Below are 14985 nucleotides of genomic sequence, written 5' to 3'. Positions count from 1 at the left end.
AGCACCCCCGCTTCGGCGCAAATGTGGCGAAAGAAATCCTCGCCCCGTCAGGTAAGGCATCCACGTCATGCTTCAAGATCTGCAAGCCCAGTTCCTCGGTAGCACCATCGGCGGACTGGTCGCCGGAAGCATCTACGCCCTCATCGCCCTCGGCTACACAATGGTCTACGGCGTGCTCCGGCTCATCAACTTCGCGCATTCCGAAATCTTCATGATCGGGACGGTCACGTCCCTGTTCGTCCTGATCACCATCGCGGGCGGCACCGCCCCGATCACGCTCGGCTTGTTCGGGATGATCGCCGTGCTGCTGCTGATCATCATCGCCTCGGCCGCCGTGTCCGGCGGTGCGGCGGTATTGCTGGAGCAAGTGGCGTACCGGCCACTCCGCAAGAAGGGCGCGACCCGCCTGGCCGCCCTGATCTCCGCCATCGGCGCCTCGCTGTTCCTGCAGGAGCTGTTCGGCCTCGAGATCATCGAATGGATCACGGACAAGTCCGGTCGTGTGCAACAGAACGCGCCGCGGTTCATCCCGCACGACCCGCTGTTCCACATCGGCAACGGCGTCGTGCGCACGGACCACGTGTTCGTCATCGTCGGTGCCGTGATCATGATGGTCGTCCTCGACCAGCTGGTCAGCCGCACCCGCATCGGCCGCGGTATCCGTGCCACCGCACAGGATCCCGAAGCCGCCGTGCTGATGGGCGTCAGCATCGACAAGATCGTGCGTCTCACCTTCCTGCTCGGTGGCGCGATGGCCGGTGTCGCCGCGGCGCTGTACATCATGGAGTACGAGAACACCGATTACCGCATCGGCTTCCTCCTCGGCATCAAGGCGTTCACCGCGGCCGTGCTCGGCGGTATCGGCAACCTGCGCGGTGCCCTACTCGGTGGCATCGTGCTCGGTCTGGTGGAGAACTGGAGTTCCATCTTCTTCGGTTCAGCTTGGAAGGACGTCACCGCCTTCGTGGTTTTGGTGCTGGTCCTGATGTTCCGACCCACCGGCATCCTCGGTGAATCGCTACAGCGGGCACGCGCATGAAGGGCAACGAAGAAGTGTCTACAGAAAACGGAAAGCCCGCGCCCGGCGGGTTTCACCCCGTCGACGGCCTGCGGGATTGGTGGGCCCGCGCTCCGCATTGGCAGCGTTATGGCGTTTACCTCGCCCTGATCATCGGCGCGCTGATCCTGCCCGCACCGGCGATCGGCTCCGTCATGTCGCCGGACTCGGACTGGACGACCGTCCTGATCTTCCCGGTCGGGATCTACATCCTGCTGGCGATCGGCCTGAACATCGTGGTCGGCCACGCGGGCATGCTGGACCTCGGGTTCGTCGCGTTCTTCGCGATCGGCGCCTACACCCTCGCCGTGATGGGCACCCAATACGGCTGGAGTTTCTGGGGATGCCTCGTACTCGGCATCTTCCTGGCGGCGATGTCGGGGGTGATCCTCGGCGCGCCGACACTCCGGCTCCGCGGCGACTACCTGGCGATCGTGACGCTCGGCTTCGGTGAGATCGTCCGGATCACGGCGGTCAACACCGACAGCATCGGCGGCGCCCGCGGTATCACCAACGTGCCGCACCCGGAGCCGATCTTCGGAACCGAGTTCCTGCTCGACCCGGCGCCGTACTACTACCTGATCCTGGCGGCGATCGTGGTCGCGATCGTCTTCTCGGTGCGGCTGCACCGAAGCCGGGTCGGGCGGGCGTGGGCGGCCATCCGCGAGGACGAGGACGCCGCCGAACTGATGGGCGTCCCGACGTTCAGGTTCAAGCTGCTGGCGTTCGCCATCGGCGCCATGCTCGGCGGTATGGCCGGTGCGGTCTACGCCAGCAAGGCCGTCTTCATCGAGCCGAACAACTTCCCGTTCATCCTGTCGGCGACCATCCTCGCGGCGGTCGTGCTCGGTGGCGCGGGGAACCTGCCCGGCGTGATCCTCGGCGCCTTCCTGGTGGCCTGGCTCCCGGAGCGGTTCCGGTTCCTGTCCGAGTACCGCATCCTGATCTTCGGTTTCGTGCTCGTGCTGATGATGGCGCTGCGGCCGGAGGGTCTGCTGCCGTCGCGGCAGCGCAAGGCGGAACTACATGAAGGAACGGGCGGGATGGGTGCCATGGGCGCCGAAGTCGCGGGTCCGGATTCCGAGGCTTCGGCGGAGGTGACGAAATGAGCGCGCTGCTCGAATTCGACAACGTGACGATGCGCTTCGGCGGTGTCACGGCCCTGAAGGAAGTCAACCTCACCATCAACCAGGGTGAGATCTTCGCCCTGATCGGGCCGAACGGCGCGGGCAAGACCACCGTGTTCAACGTGGTCACCGGTGTCTACCAGCCGTCCGAAGGCCAGGTGCGCTTCAACGGCGGCCGGGTCGACGGGATGAAGCGGTTCAAGATCAACCAGACCGGGATCGCCCGCACGTTCCAGAACATCCGGCTGTTCCACAACATGTCGGCGCTCGAAAACGTGATGGTCGGTGCCGACTCGCACCACAAGACCGGCGCGATTTCGGCGACGCTGGGCCTGCCCGTGCACCGCAAGGAAGAGAAGCGGGGACGCGAGCTGGCTCGGGAACTGCTCGACTTCGTCGGCATCGGGCGCGTGGAGCACAACACCGCGAAGAACCTCTCCTACGGCGACCAGCGCCGTCTGGAGATCGCGCGTGCGCTCGCGACCGACCCGAAGCTGCTGCTGCTCGACGAGCCAGCCGCCGGTATGAACCCGGCGGAGAAGAACTCGCTGCAGCTGCTGATCCGCAAGATCCGTGACGACGGCCGGACCGTGCTGCTCATCGAGCACGACATGAGCCTGGTCATGCACATCAGCGACCGGCTCGCCGTGCTCGACTTCGGCCAGAAGATCGCAGAAGGGCTTCCCCAAGAGGTGCAGAACAACCAAAAGGTGATCGAGGCCTACCTGGGGGTGGCGGAAGATGCTTCTTGAGGTTCAGGACATCAACGTCCACTACGGGAAGATCGCCGCACTCAAGGGAATGAGCATCGAGGTCGACGAGGGCGAGATCGTTTCGCTCATCGGGGCCAATGGCGCGGGCAAGACCACGACACTGAAGACGATCTCGGGCCTGCGTCCGCTGACCAGCGGCCGGATCCTCTTCGACGGCAAGGACATCTCGAAGACCCCCGGCCACAAGCGGGTCGAACTCGGGATCGGCCAGTCACCGGAAGGCCGGGGTGTGTTCCCCGGGATGACGGTGCAGGAAAACCTCCTCATGGGTGCCTACACCCGCAAGGACGACCTGAAGGCCGACCTCGACGAGGTCTACGAGCTGTTCCCGCGGCTGAACGAACGCAAGACCCAGTTCGGCGGCACGATGTCCGGTGGCGAGCAGCAGATGATCGCCATCGGCCGCGCGCTGATGACCAAGCCCAAGGTGCTGCTGCTCGACGAGCCGTCCATGGGCCTGGCGCCGATGCTGATCGCGCAGATCTTCGACATCATCCGCGAGATCAACAAGCGCGGGACCACGGTCCTGCTGGTGGAGCAGAACGCGCAGCAGGCGCTGAAGCTCTCCGACCGCGCGTACGTGCTGGAGACCGGCGTGGTGGTCAAGAGCGCTCGCGGTTCCGAGCTGCTGGACGACCCGAAGGTCCGGGCCGCCTACCTCGGTGGCGACCTCGGCGTCTGACGCCTTCGAAAGGGCCCCGCCGCTTTCCGCGGCGGGGCCCTTTCTTTAGCTTCATCCCAGCTTGATGTCGGTACCGGTGAGGTTCTTCATGTCGGTCAGTGTCGGACCGCCGAAAGCCCGCAGTACCAAGGGTTTCGACTCCTTGGGGAGGTCGAAGTAGAGGTCGAACTCGACCCGCACACCGCGGCCGAGTTCGACCTTGTCGGGCTGCCGTTTGATCGTCATGGCCTGGTTGTCGACCCCGATCACGGCGCCGGACTCGGTGACGACCTGCTGGCGCCGGGTGTCGAAGAGGATTCCGGACACGCCTTTGCCGGTCACCACCAGCCGGAGCCGGACGAACTGTCCTTTCGCCTCGAATTCGGCGTGGCTGCCGGTGAGGCTGGGGAGTCCGGTGGCCAGTCCGATGAGGGAGAACTCGGTCTCCCCGTTGAGCGCCGCCGGCAAGTGCAAGGCGGTCTCGTCCGGCCGGACCTCGCGTGCGGGCAGGTCGTAGACGGGTTTGGCGGGGGTCTGCTGGGACTGGCCGCCGGAGCAGCCGGTCAGCAGGAGGACGGCGGCCGCCGCCGCCGCGAGACCACGAACGATTCCAGTACGCACCCCGTCGATTCTGCCCGGTGCACATGGGTCGTGAGTAGCGATTCGGGTTCTATTGAGAGGTACGGCAAAGGTGGCTTCGTGGCTGTGAAGGCCCCCTTGCTTGCGTCTAGCGCAATGAAGGGGTCCTTCACATACTTGGAAATAGAGTCAAACGATAACCAATCGGACAATTCCCCCGAAAGGGCGTCCTTTGTGGACGGTTAGCAATGCCGCTTCAAGGCCCCAAGGCAGTGAAGGCCCCTTTCCTTCGCTGAGCCACGGGAAGGGGCCATCACGCGCAACCGATTCAGCCGATTCCCGCCGCGAAAACGTGCATCGCGGTGTTCGAAGGCAGTGTCACCGCGACGACCTCCTTCCCCGCGGTCACCGGCACGGAGTTCGCGAACACCCGGTACGGCGTGGTCGGATAGGCCGCCCCGGCGCGGGTGTTCTTGCCCATCACGGTCGCCACCGTCGTCGCGCCGTACTGGGCGGGATCGGCGCAACACCAATTGGGGAAGCCGAGTTCGGCCTGGCTCGTGCTGCCGTCGGCGTAGCGGACGACGACCGTGCCCTTCGCCGTACCCGTGCCGGTTCCCGCCAACACGAGCTTGGCGCCCGTTCCGCGCACCGCGATCGTCTGGCCGGACGCGAGGACGTTGTCCTTCTCACCCGCACCGGCGGTCGGCCAGGTCAGCTGAGCACCGAGGGCGGTGAAGCCCGCACCGGGTTTGAGGCCGGCTTCGGCAAGACCTTCGGCCCGGAAGCTGCTGCCCCCGCCGTCGATGTCCCCCACCGCGACGTGAGCCGCGTCGGTGACGCCGACGTTGCCGTAAGCCGCGGAGAGTGAACCGTGCGGGACGGTGACCGTCACCGAGTCGGTCACCCTGTTCTCCCCCAGCCGCGCCTGGTACGAGGCGGTCGCCGTGAGCTGGTAATCGTCCGGTTTGATCCCCGCGTCCGGCGTCACCTTCACCGGGACCCGCACGGTCTTGCCGGGCATCACCAACCGGGGACCGGCGGGCACCTCGACCCGGAAGCCGTTGGCAGGCAAGGAGAATGTCACATCCCGGACCGGCAGCGGCGTGCCGTTGGTGAAGCTCAGGGTGCCGGTCGCGGTCTGCCCGGGACCGGCGACCGCCGGGACGGACAGCGCGACCGAACCGTCGCGGTCCTCGGGGAAGATCCCGCCGACCGCGCTCGTGCCGAACAGCCGGACGTCCTGCCGGTCACCGGCGCCGATCTTGCCTGTCTTGACCCGCGCGACCCCACCGGTCGCCGGATCGAACCACCAGCCCGACGGCGCCGCGTCCAGTTCTGCCTTGCTGCCGTACTGCCGCAGGATCGACGTCCCGGCGAGGACGGTCGCGGGCTTGCTTCCCGTGTGGACGGTCAACTGGTAGTTCCGCGACGCGGGCTTCCCTGCGTAGGAGCCGCTACTGGCACCGATCCCGACCGTCACCGTGCCCAGGCCGGACGTCGGCGCGTCCACGGTGAAGGTCTGCTTCGCCTGGTCACCGTTCTTGTACGCCCGGGTCACGCCGTCGTCCTCGGTGAGCGTGAACGACCCCTTGCCCTGCGGGTAGACGTCGAGGTCGAGCACTCCCTTGTCCCTGGTCTGCCACGACTTCGTGCCCTCGGCCCACATCGGCACCACGGCCCCGGCGCGGACGAACAACGGCAGCGTGTCGAGCGGCGCGTCATAACCGTCCACTGTGGTCGGTCCGGTGTAGGTCTTGCCGCTCCAGTAGTCGACCCAGGTGCCCTTGGGCAGGTAGATGCCGTTGCGGACGGTGGAGTTCTCGTAGACCGGCGCGACGAGGAAGTCCTTGCCAGACAGGAACTCGTACTTCGCCTTCTCGCTCCAGACGTTCGGATCGTCGGGGTACTCGAGCGCCAGCGGGCGGACCTGCCCGACGCCGGTCTTGTGCGCCTCCACCGAATGGCTGTAGGTGTAAGGCATCAGCCGCTCCTTGAGCAGCAGGTACTTGCGGTTGATCGAGGTGAACGGTTCGCCGTACCGCCACGGCTGCTTGTCCGAAGCCGCCCAGCCGTCCATCGTCATCGAAACCGGCAGGAACGACTTCCATTGCAGGTCGCGGACGTAGGTCTGCGGGCTGCCGCCGAAGATGCCGTCGATGTCACCGGTGTTGTACGCGATACCCGAAGTCGTGGCGCCGGCGTAGGTCGGGATCTGCCACTTGATGTAGTCGTAGGAACCGGCCTGGTCGCCGCTCCACAGCACGCCGCAGCGCTGCGCGCCCGCCCAGCTGACCGGGGTCCAGACGAACCCGCGCGCGTCACTGTTGTCCTCGATGCCCTTGTGCGCGGTGTCGCAGGCGTCCAGCGCGAACTGGTAGCCGGGGCCGACCCACGCGACGTCGAGTTTGCGGACCCGCACGCCCGCCTTGACCTCTTCGGCCTGGTTCGGGACGCCGTTCTCGGTCCACAGCCCGAGTTGCATGCCGTTCTTGCGCAGACCTTCGCCCGTCTGCTGGAGGTTCTCGTACCCGCAGCCGTAGCCGTCGTTGACCAGCATCCAGCCGTTGGGCATCCCGTGCTCGGTGTAGCCCTCCGCGACCTTCACCGCGTCCAGCGTGTGCCGTTCGCCGCGGTTGGCGTTGTGCAGGTAGCAGTCGGCGTCACCGGTCTCGAGCCCGTAGAGCGGTGGCAGGAAAGGCTTTCCGACCAGATCGGTGTAGCCGGTGATGACGTCCTTGAGGCCGTCGCCGACCACGTAGGTCGCGTCGAAGCGGCGCTCGTCGTGGGTGGTGCGCACCGGCTCGTTGAAGGCGTACGTGCCTTGCGCGAAGGTGTTGCGCAGCACGCCGTATCCCGCCGTGGAGGCGTAGAACGGCTGCGAATTCGGTGCTCCGCCGTCGTTCCAGTTGTAGTCGGCGAAGATCCGGATCGTCTGGCCACGGTGACTGAACCGGCCGTTCTGCTCGCCACCGCCGACGAACTGCTCGGTCGCCGTCCGCGCCAGGGTTTGCGTGGTCTGTTTGTCGGTCCAGGACAGCGGCGCCGACTCCTCCCAGAGCCGCTTGCGATCCGCGCCGTCGTACAACGCGAGCCGCATCGGGTGCTTGTACGCCCGCAGCGTCGCCTTGGCCGTGGAAACCGCCCAATAGTCGCCCTTGTCGGTCTTCTTCGGCGTGACCGGGGCGCCCTCGCGCGGCAGCACGATCTTGCTCCCGGCGGGATCGGTGAACGTGCCGTCCGGCGCCAGCCAGACGCGGACGGCTCCTTCGGCCGGGAAGCTGACGCGCACCGCGGCGCTTCCCGAATTCAACGTGACCGTCGGGCCTTCACTGGAGATTCCGGTCAGATCACCCAGCTTGCCGGACGGTGCCGCGGCCGGATCGGCGTGCGCGGCGACCGGGGAAAGCCCGAGAAGAGCCACTGCGGCCAAACAACTCAGGGATTGCGCAACTCTGCTCATTCAAGACACCTTTCGCGCATGAATACGCAATATGGTCTCTGTATAGCGCACGGTTCGCGCAAAGTCATCCGCCGAAGCGGTGCTGCCGACTTTCGTCGGGTCGCGCGAAGATCCTTATGCGGCAACGGGTGAGCGAGAAGTCAGACGGCCTGGACCTCGACCCCCGCGGCCTCGAAAGCGCGCAGGATCTTCGGATCGGCGTTGGAATCCGTGACGAGGGCGTGCACCTGCGTCGTCGCGCAGATCCTGGCGAACGCGCGTCGGCCCAGCTTCGAGCCGTCGGCGACCGCGACGACGCGTTCCGCCCGCTCGACCATCAGCCGGTTGATACTCGCTTCGCCCTCATGGTGGGCGAAGGCGCCTGCCTCGGCGTCGAAGGCGTCGACACCGAGGAACAGCAGGTCGATCGTCAGTTCGCTGAGTACCCGCGTGGCCAGCGGACCACTGAGTTCGAACGACTGCGGGCGTGCGACACCGCCGGTGACCACGATCTTCACATGCGGCCGCACGGCAAGTTCGTGCGCGATGTTCAGCGCGTTGGTGACCACCGTCAGCCCCGGCGAATCACGCAGGCCCGCGAGATCGGACCGTGTGGCCAGCGATCGCGCGACCCCGGCCGTGGTCGTGCCGCCGTTGAGGCCGACCACCATGCCCTGCGCCACGAGCGACGCCGCGGCGACGCTGATCCGCTGTTTCTCGGGCACGTGCCGCGCGGTCTTGTACCGCAACGGCAGATCGTAGGCGAGATCGTTGGCCACCGCGCCGCCCCGGGTGCGGGTGAGCAACTGCTGCTCCGCCAGGTGGTCGAGGTCGCGCCGGATCGTGGCCGCGGAGACGTTCAACTCCTCGGCGACGTCCTCGACGTCGATCTTTTCCCGCTGCCCCAGCAGGTCCAGCAGGGTGCTCAGGCGTTCGTGCCGGGCCATCCGCGCCACTCCTAGCTCGCTGCGGCCTATCGCGCATGACGTTGCGCTGTTGGCCACTGTTTCGAGCAGTATGCTGCATCGCGGTTGTCCGCCGCGCGCGGCACGCCGGTCGAGTGGCCCGGCCGGTCACTTCATTCGGAAGTCGTACCGTGCCGGCAGCGGTTCGTCCGAAACCGCCACCCAAGTGTCCGAAAGAGACGTTTCCCCTTCCCTGATGTTGGCGACCTCGAAACCGGTGTCGTACACGGCCTTGGCCCCGGCGATGTCCCCTTGTGCCAGGCGAGTGCGGGCCGTCAGCAAGGCGATCCGCCCCTCCAGAGGGAGCCCGTCCAGCAACTCGGCCGCTTCTTCCGGAAGCCCTGCGACGAGTTGCGCCGCGATCGCCTCGACCACCAGAGGACGCAGCGATGGCGCGAGGGCGATCGCTCGCCGGTACAGCCAAGCGGCCTCGTGTCCCGACGTGGCGACCGCGAGATTCCGCAGTGCCCAAGGGTTCTCAGCCGCCGAGACGGACTCGCGCCAGGCGCGGACGGCGTCCGAGTGCCGTCCGGCCGCCCAGTGCGCGACGCCGCGGTGATACCAGGTCAGCCAGTTCTTCGGGGCGTACTCCATCAGATCCGCCCAGTACCGGTTCACCAGTGTCGGCGGGGGCACGGCGAGCGGGTCCCCTTCCGGCGGCGTTCCGTCGAGCAACGCGAGCCACGGCGCCTGGTCCGGCCCGAGCGAATCGTCCGGGAACGGCGTGCCGGGCAGGCACATCGGCGCCCGCCGGTTCTCCAGCGCGCCCCAGCCGGAACCGGTGGCCAGGAACGATTCCGGGGTGACATCGGCGATCTTCCGCCAGGCGTCGTGGTACTCGTCCAGTACGTCCGCCGACGGCAGCCCGGCGGCGACGGCCTCGCGAGCCGCCGTCCAGTCTTTCCCGTGCACCGCCGCCGGATCCGCGGTGACCGGACCATAGGCCTCCAGCCAGTCCCAGCCCTCCCCCGGCGGCAACCGCAGGTGTTCCAGCTGGGTCCGGGCCAAGCCCGCTTGGATCTCCAGGTAGCCGCCCGCGCCGGGAGCCAGCCACTCCTGCCAGCGACGGCCGCCGTCGGATTCGCCCCACAGGAACAGCTTCCGCCCGCGCAACCGCTCGGTGGACAGCTGGGCCAGCCCCGTCCCGTCGCTCTCGACGGCCGCGACCCACGGCCTTCCGGTCACCTCGAAGAAGTAGTCCGCCGCGGCTTCGGCGCGAGCCGGGTAAGTCAATTCACCCGGGACGTCGACCAGATCGAGCCGCCCCGAATAGCCGTAATGCCACGCTTGCGTCGCGGGAGCCAGCACCCGGGTGCCCTCGTTCTGCGGCACCGCGATGTTCGACCACCAGTACACCGGGACGTCGTAGGGATGCGGGTTCCGGATCCGCACCGCCACGAGCAGATGATCGGACTCGGCGGGCAGCCAGAAGTCGATCTGGTACGGCAGGTCGCGGGTGCGTTCCCATTCCCACAACCGCAGCACCGGCGTGCCGTCCGGGCCCTCGATCTCGGCGGCGAACATCGGCTCGCAGGTCAGCGTGGTGTGCCCGGTGCTCCCGAGGTTCCATTCGACGCCACCGGCGAACCAGGCGTCCCGCAGAGCGAGGTTCGCGGGCTGGAACACGGGATTGTGGTACAGCAGCTCGCGTCCGGACGGCTTGTGGAAGAGCGAATACAGCCGTCCGCCCAGCGACGGCAGCACCGTGGCGCGGAGCCTGTCGTTCTCCAGCACCAACGCCGGAAGCTCGCGTTCGGTGCGTTCGCGGGTGTAGCCATCCTGCAACAGACAGGGCAGCGTGGTGTCCAGCCGGCCGTAGCCGATGCCTTCCGCCAGGTCCGGCGGCAGCTCGTCCACATTGGACACCTTGGCGACCGCTTCGGGCTTCCGAAGCGGTGGCAACGGGTTCTCCGGCCCCGGCTCGGCGGCCGGGAGCACCAGCCCGGTGCGGTACAGGCGGGTCATGCGTCGGGGAGCCGATCACCGGTGGCGGCGTCGAACAGGTGTACCGAACCCGGTTGCGGGGCCAGAGAGATCGGCTCGCCGCGCTGCCACGGGGCCATACCCGGAGTGCGGACCGTCAGCACGCGGTCGCCGTCGCGGCAGTACAGATACTGGTCGCTGCCCAGTTCCTCGACGACCTCGACGACGGCCTCGTAGCCACCGTCGCCGATCGTCCAGCCCTCCGGGCGAACGCCGACGACGACGCCGGGACCGGTCAGGGCGGACCGCTGCGCCGGGGTCAGCGGCAGCCGTGTCCCACCGACGACGGCGCCATCGGTGTCCACAGTGGTCTCCAGCAGGTTCATCGCGGGCGAGCCGATGAACCCGGCGACGAACACGTTGACCGGCCGCGCGAACAGCCCGACCGGCGTGTCGCACTGTTGCAGGATCCCGTCCTTCAGCACGGCGACCCGGTCGCCCATGGTCATCGCCTCGACCTGGTCGTGCGTGACGTAAAGCGTCGTGATGCCCAGCCGCCGTTGCAGGGAAGCGATCTGCGTCCGCGTCTGCACCCGGAGCTTGGCGTCCAGATTGGACAGTGGTTCGTCCATCAGGAAGACGCTCGGTTCCCGCACGATCGCCCGGCCCATCGCGACCCGCTGCCGCTGCCCGCCGGACAGCTTCGCGGGCTTGCGGTCCAGGTACTCGGACAGGTCGAGCACCGCCGCGGCCTCGCGCACCTTGCGTTCGCGTTCGGCCTTGGGCATCTTGGCCAGCTTCAGGTGGAAGCCGATGTTCTCCCCCACCGTCATATGCGGGTAGAGCGCGTAGTTCTGGAACACCATCGCGATGTCCCGGTCCTTCGGCGGCAATTCGGTGACGTCACGGTCGCCGATGTGGATGGTGCCGTCATCGACGCCTTCCAGCCCGGCGAGCATCCGCAGCGTGGTCGACTTGCCGCAGCCGGACGGGCCGACCAGGACGAGGAACTCGCCGTCGGCGACCTCGAGGTCGAGGCCGTCGACGGCCGGGCGCTCCACCCCGGCGTAGAACCGCGTGGTGTCGGAGAAGGTCACGGTGGCCATCAGGTCCTACTTTCCGGCGCCGAGGGTCAGGCCGGTGATGATCCGGCGGGCGAGCACGAGGTAGAGCACGAGCATCGGGAGCACGACGATCGCCACCCCGGCGATCAGGCCGCCGTACTCCGACTGGTAGCTCGCGGCCCCGTAGAAGGTGAAAAGCGCGCGGGAGAGCGTGAAATGCGCCTGGTCCTTGAGGAACACGATCGCCAGCAGCGTCTCGTTCCACAGGCCGATGGCGTTCAGTGTCAGCGCGGTGATCATGCCGCCGCGCGTCAGCGGCAGCATGACCGAGAAGAACGTCCGCGTCGGCGACGCGCCGTCGAGCGCGGCCGCCTCCTCCAGTTCGTCCGGCAGCGACCGGAAGAAGCCGGTCATCAGGAACACCGTGAACGGGATGGACAGGGCCACGTACAGCACGAACAGGCCGTACTCGTTGTCCAGGTGGATCTTGCTCAGCACCACGAACAGCGGGATGATCACGGTCTGGAACGGCACGCCCATGCCGATCGCGACCGCGTTGGTCATCGGCCCGGAGCCGCGGACGCCGAGCCTGGTCAGGGCGTACGCGCAGGGCGCGGAGACGGCGACCGTCACCACTGTCGCGAGCCCGACCAGGACGACCGTGGTCAGCACGGCGTCGCCGAAACCGGCGTTGTTCCAGGCGTAGATGAAGTTCCGGAACGGCTTGCCGTTCTGGAACCACTGGTACGGCAGGGCGAACGGCTTCGTGAAGATCTCCACCGGCGTCTTGAACGAGGCGGTGAGCAGCCAGTACAGCACCAAGATGTTGCCTGCGGTGAACAGCCACACGATGGTGGAACCCAGGACACGCAACGGACTGAACCGTCGCGCGCCGGGCGCCGGACGCGGTTTGCGCGGCGGCTTGCGCACCGGTTTCGCCGGCGGGCGCGCAGGCGCCTCGACGTCGTCGGTGACGGACATGGGGTCTCCCTCAGAACTGGATCGCGTCACGGCGCATCAAACGGCGGAGCAGGACGACGAGCACGGAAACCAGCGCGATCATCGCCACCGCGCAGGCACAGGCGGCACCGAAGTCCGGGGTGCCGTTCGAGCCGAAGGTCCGGTCGAACACGTAGATCCCCAGCGTCCACGCCTCGTTGGGCGGGGCGTAGGTGCCCGGCCCGGCCAGCACGAACACCAGCTCGAAGATCTTGAGCGCGTTGATCGTCCACAGCACCCCGGCGACGCCGACGACGTCCCAGGTCATCGGCAGCGTGATGTTGCGGAACTTCTGCCACGGTGACGCGCCGCCCAGTTCCGCGTCCTCGTAGAGATACGGCGGGATCCGGTCGACCGCGGCCATCAGGATGGTGATGTAGAAACCCGAACTGGCCCAGATCAGCGACGCCGTCACCACACCGGTCACATTGGACGGTGCGAGGAACTTCGCCGCGTCCGCGCCGAGGCTCTCCATCACGTAGTTCGCCAGTCCCTGTTTCCCCGGCTGGTACTTGAAGACGAAGCCGAGGAACATCCCGAGTGCGACGGGCGCCACGATGTTGGGGAAGAACAGGATGGCGCGGACGGTCTTCCCGCCCTTCATGTCCCGCAGCACCATGGTGAACAGGAACGCCAGCGCGAACGTGCCGATGCCGCCGAGGAAGACGTAGATCAGCGTGTTGCCGAAGGCGTACTGGAACGAGTCGCTCGCCACCATCTGCGTGTAGTTGGTGACACCGTTGGGTTTCGGCGTGTCCCCCGCCCCGGCCCAGCTGGTGAAGCTCAGCACCACGGTCGCGATCGTCGGCAGCACCAGGAAGGCCAGGTACAGCGCCAGTGCCGGCGCGGCGAACGGCCAGAACAGCCGTTTCTTCCGGTGCAGGTGAGCCCCGGCCTTCAAGGGTCGTGCAGGCTTGGTCGTGACCGTGGCCATCAGCCCTGGTTCTTCCAGAACTCGGCGCCCTTGACCGCGAGCTGGTCCACGAACTGCTCCGGGGTGATCTGCCCCTTCAGCAGCGCGACGTCGGCCGGGTCGAAGACGTCGGTCTGCCATTTGCCACCGGCGATGCCGTCGATCCCGTCGTACTGCAGGACGTGTTCCTTCTTCGGGTCGTCCAGCGCGGCCTTGACCTGCTTGAGGTCGTCCGGCACGGTGAGGTCGGCGCGCGGCACGAGGTTGTCGGCCACCGCGGGGATCCCGGAAAGCAGATCCTTGTTGAGGAAGTAGGCGATGAACGCCTTGGCGCCCTCGGCGTGCTTGGCCTTCTTGGTCACCGAGAAACCGATCGACATCTGCTCGACGGTGTCGTGCGTCGCGCCCTCGGGCATCGGGAACTGGAAGGAACCGTAGTTGATCTTCGTCCCGGCGCCCTGCTTGTCCAGGTACTCACGGGTCTCGCTCGGCGCCCAGCTGCCGACGTAGAGGAACCGGGAGTCGCCATCCGCCCAGCGCTGCTGCACCTGCGGGAACTTCGCCGCGTCCCAGCCGTCGATGAAGTACTTCGGCAGCTTCGCGGTTTCGGTGGCGGCCTTGAGGAAACCGGGCTCGGTCTTCCACGCCTGGCCGGTCTTGTCGGTCGCCGCCTTGTACAGCCCGCCCGCGCCGACGTACCGCTCGGCCAGCTGGGTGTAGAAGTACATGTTGTAGAACGGGATGTCGCCGTCGAGGCTGATCGCGGCCTTGCCGTCGGTCTTGGCCCTCTCGAACAGGCCGATCATCTCGTCCATCGTCTTCGGCTGCTGGATGTCACCGGCGGTGTCCTTGTTGAACCACCAGGCGCTCGACTGGATCGTGTACGGGACCATGAAGTTGTGGCCCTCGCGGTCCTTGTTCTGCGGGAAGTCGTACGAGCTGGGCGAAAGCACGTCCTTGACGGTCTTGTCGCCCTCGCCGACCTTCATCGCGAACACGTCGTCGACACTCTGCGTGCCGCCCGGCGTCATGATCGCGGCGCCGACCTTGCTGACGTCCTGGTCGAACAGGTCAGGCACCGCGTCGGTGTTCAGCGCGGGCACCAGGTTCTGCGTGTAGGCCTTGCGGCCCAGCCACTGCACGTCGACCTTGACGCCGGTCTTCTCCGTGAAGCACTTGAAGGCCTTCTGCAGGACCTTGCCCTGCGGTTCGTCGGCCGTCCACATGGACCAGTACGTGAACTCCTTGTCCGTCGCGGGCTTCACCGCCGCCTCCGGACAGGGCGCGTTGAGGAACTGGTCGACGCCGGGGAGCGCGTTCTCGCCGGTACCACCGGCCGTGTCCCCGCCGCCGCATCCCGCGAGCAGGAGCGCCGCCCCTGCCGTCAATGCCGTGAGCTTGCCTACCCGCATCCGCCACCACCTGGATCGAAGATCACACAAGTTCTGCTTGTTATTGCGCAGTTTTGTGAGGTTTCACGCA

12 protein-coding genes are annotated in these 14985 nt (G+C 67.1%); 4 read left to right on the top strand and 8 right to left on the bottom strand.

All coding sequences use genetic code 11. The features are described from left to right. Positions 1 to 67: 67 nt before the first annotated feature. From ACLARN_RS33745 to ACLARN_RS33730, 4 genes are read left to right on the top strand one after another with little or no spacing between them, the layout of a single operon-like run. A complete protein-coding gene (locus ACLARN_RS33745) occupies positions 68 to 1039 on the top strand; it encodes a branched-chain amino acid ABC transporter permease (RefSeq protein WP_076157295.1) in 972 nt (323 codons plus the stop codon). After that, a complete protein-coding gene (locus tag ACLARN_RS33740; RefSeq protein WP_409495524.1) occupies positions 1036 to 2166 on the top strand; it encodes a branched-chain amino acid ABC transporter permease in 1131 nt (376 codons plus the stop codon). The genes ACLARN_RS33745 and ACLARN_RS33740 overlap by 4 nt, the downstream gene beginning before the upstream one ends. After that, the gene (locus ACLARN_RS33735; protein WP_409495523.1) at positions 2163 to 2936 is read left to right on the top strand and encodes an ABC transporter ATP-binding protein; all 774 of its coding nucleotides are present in this window, start codon (positions 2163 to 2165) and stop codon (positions 2934 to 2936) included. The genes ACLARN_RS33740 and ACLARN_RS33735 overlap by 4 nt, the downstream gene beginning before the upstream one ends. Beyond that, positions 2926 to 3639 carry an ABC transporter ATP-binding protein gene (locus ACLARN_RS33730; protein WP_409495522.1) on the top strand — a complete coding sequence of 238 codons (714 nt, stop codon included), beginning with the start codon at positions 2926 to 2928 and terminating at the stop codon, positions 3637 to 3639. The genes ACLARN_RS33735 and ACLARN_RS33730 overlap by 11 nt, the downstream gene beginning before the upstream one ends. A 51-nt stretch (positions 3640 to 3690) precedes the next feature. On the opposite strand, the gene ACLARN_RS33725 is transcribed toward ACLARN_RS33730, so the two are convergent. The 8 genes from ACLARN_RS33725 to ACLARN_RS33690 all read right to left on the bottom strand — a co-directional run bounded on the left by ACLARN_RS33725 (position 3691) and on the right by ACLARN_RS33690 (position 14915). After that, positions 3691 to 4239 carry a hypothetical protein gene (locus ACLARN_RS33725; RefSeq protein ID WP_409495521.1) on the bottom strand — a complete coding sequence of 183 codons (549 nt, stop codon included), beginning with the start codon at positions 4237 to 4239 and terminating at the stop codon, positions 3691 to 3693. A 286-nt stretch (positions 4240 to 4525) separates the two neighbouring features. Continuing rightward, positions 4526 to 7660, bottom strand: coding sequence for a TIM-barrel domain-containing protein (locus ACLARN_RS33720; RefSeq protein ID WP_409495520.1), 3135 nt, complete (start codon positions 7658 to 7660; stop codon positions 4526 to 4528). A 140-nt stretch (positions 7661 to 7800) separates the two neighbouring features. Continuing rightward, entirely contained in the window at positions 7801 to 8586 is a 786-nt protein-coding gene (locus ACLARN_RS33715; RefSeq protein ID WP_409495519.1) for a DeoR/GlpR family DNA-binding transcription regulator, read from the bottom strand. 126 nt (positions 8587 to 8712) lie between these two features. Beyond that, complete coding sequence (locus tag ACLARN_RS33710) at positions 8713 to 10569, bottom strand: DUF5107 domain-containing protein (protein WP_409495518.1); 1857 nt, start codon at positions 10567 to 10569, stop codon at positions 8713 to 8715. Beyond that, a complete protein-coding gene (locus ACLARN_RS33705; RefSeq protein ID WP_409495517.1) occupies positions 10566 to 11633 on the bottom strand; it encodes an ABC transporter ATP-binding protein in 1068 nt (355 codons plus the stop codon). Before ACLARN_RS33705 ends, ACLARN_RS33710 begins: the two co-directional genes overlap by 4 nt. Before the next feature lie 6 nt (positions 11634 to 11639). Next, entirely contained in the window at positions 11640 to 12572 is a 933-nt protein-coding gene (locus ACLARN_RS33700; protein WP_409495516.1) for a carbohydrate ABC transporter permease, read from the bottom strand. 10 nt (positions 12573 to 12582) lie between these two features. After that, a complete protein-coding gene (locus ACLARN_RS33695) occupies positions 12583 to 13524 on the bottom strand; it encodes a carbohydrate ABC transporter permease (protein WP_409495515.1) in 942 nt (313 codons plus the stop codon). Next, positions 13524 to 14915 carry an ABC transporter substrate-binding protein gene (locus ACLARN_RS33690; protein ID WP_409495514.1) on the bottom strand — a complete coding sequence of 464 codons (1392 nt, stop codon included), beginning with the start codon at positions 14913 to 14915 and terminating at the stop codon, positions 13524 to 13526. Before ACLARN_RS33690 ends, ACLARN_RS33695 begins: the two co-directional genes overlap by 1 nt. Between the last annotated feature and the right edge of the window lie 70 nt (positions 14916 to 14985).

Source organism: Amycolatopsis sp. cmx-11-12 (genome assembly GCF_046269425.1).
GTDB lineage: Bacteria > Actinomycetota > Actinomycetes > Mycobacteriales > Pseudonocardiaceae > Amycolatopsis.
The sequence above is the reverse complement of the archived record's forward strand: the minus strand, read 5'-3'. Positions and strand labels throughout refer to the sequence as shown.

Bases quoted from the DNA above. Each gene is read 5' to 3' on its own strand.
- ACLARN_RS33745 (WP_076157295.1), top strand. From the start codon at position 68: ATGCTTCAAGATCTGCAAGCCCAGTTCCTCGGTAGCACCATCGGCGGA.
- ACLARN_RS33740 (WP_409495524.1), top strand. From the start codon at position 1,036: ATGAAGGGCAACGAAGAAGTGTCTACAGAAAACGGAAAGCCCGCGCCC.
- ACLARN_RS33735 (WP_409495523.1), top strand. From the start codon at position 2,163: ATGAGCGCGCTGCTCGAATTCGACAACGTGACGATGCGCTTCGGCGGT.
- ACLARN_RS33730 (WP_409495522.1), top strand. From the start codon at position 2,926: ATGCTTCTTGAGGTTCAGGACATCAACGTCCACTACGGGAAGATCGCC.
- ACLARN_RS33720 (WP_409495520.1), bottom strand. From the start codon at position 7,660: ATGAGCAGAGTTGCGCAATCCCTGAGTTGTTTGGCCGCAGTGGCTCTT.
- ACLARN_RS33715 (WP_409495519.1), bottom strand. From the start codon at position 8,586: ATGGCCCGGCACGAACGCCTGAGCACCCTGCTGGACCTGCTGGGGCAG.
- ACLARN_RS33710 (WP_409495518.1), bottom strand. From the start codon at position 10,569: ATGACCCGCCTGTACCGCACCGGGCTGGTGCTCCCGGCCGCCGAGCCG.
- ACLARN_RS33705 (WP_409495517.1), bottom strand. From the start codon at position 11,633: ATGGCCACCGTGACCTTCTCCGACACCACGCGGTTCTACGCCGGGGTG.
- ACLARN_RS33700 (WP_409495516.1), bottom strand. From the start codon at position 12,572: ATGTCCGTCACCGACGACGTCGAGGCGCCTGCGCGCCCGCCGGCGAAA.
- ACLARN_RS33695 (WP_409495515.1), bottom strand. From the start codon at position 13,524: ATGGCCACGGTCACGACCAAGCCTGCACGACCCTTGAAGGCCGGGGCT.
- ACLARN_RS33690 (WP_409495514.1), bottom strand. From the start codon at position 14,915: ATGCGGGTAGGCAAGCTCACGGCATTGACGGCAGGGGCGGCGCTCCTG.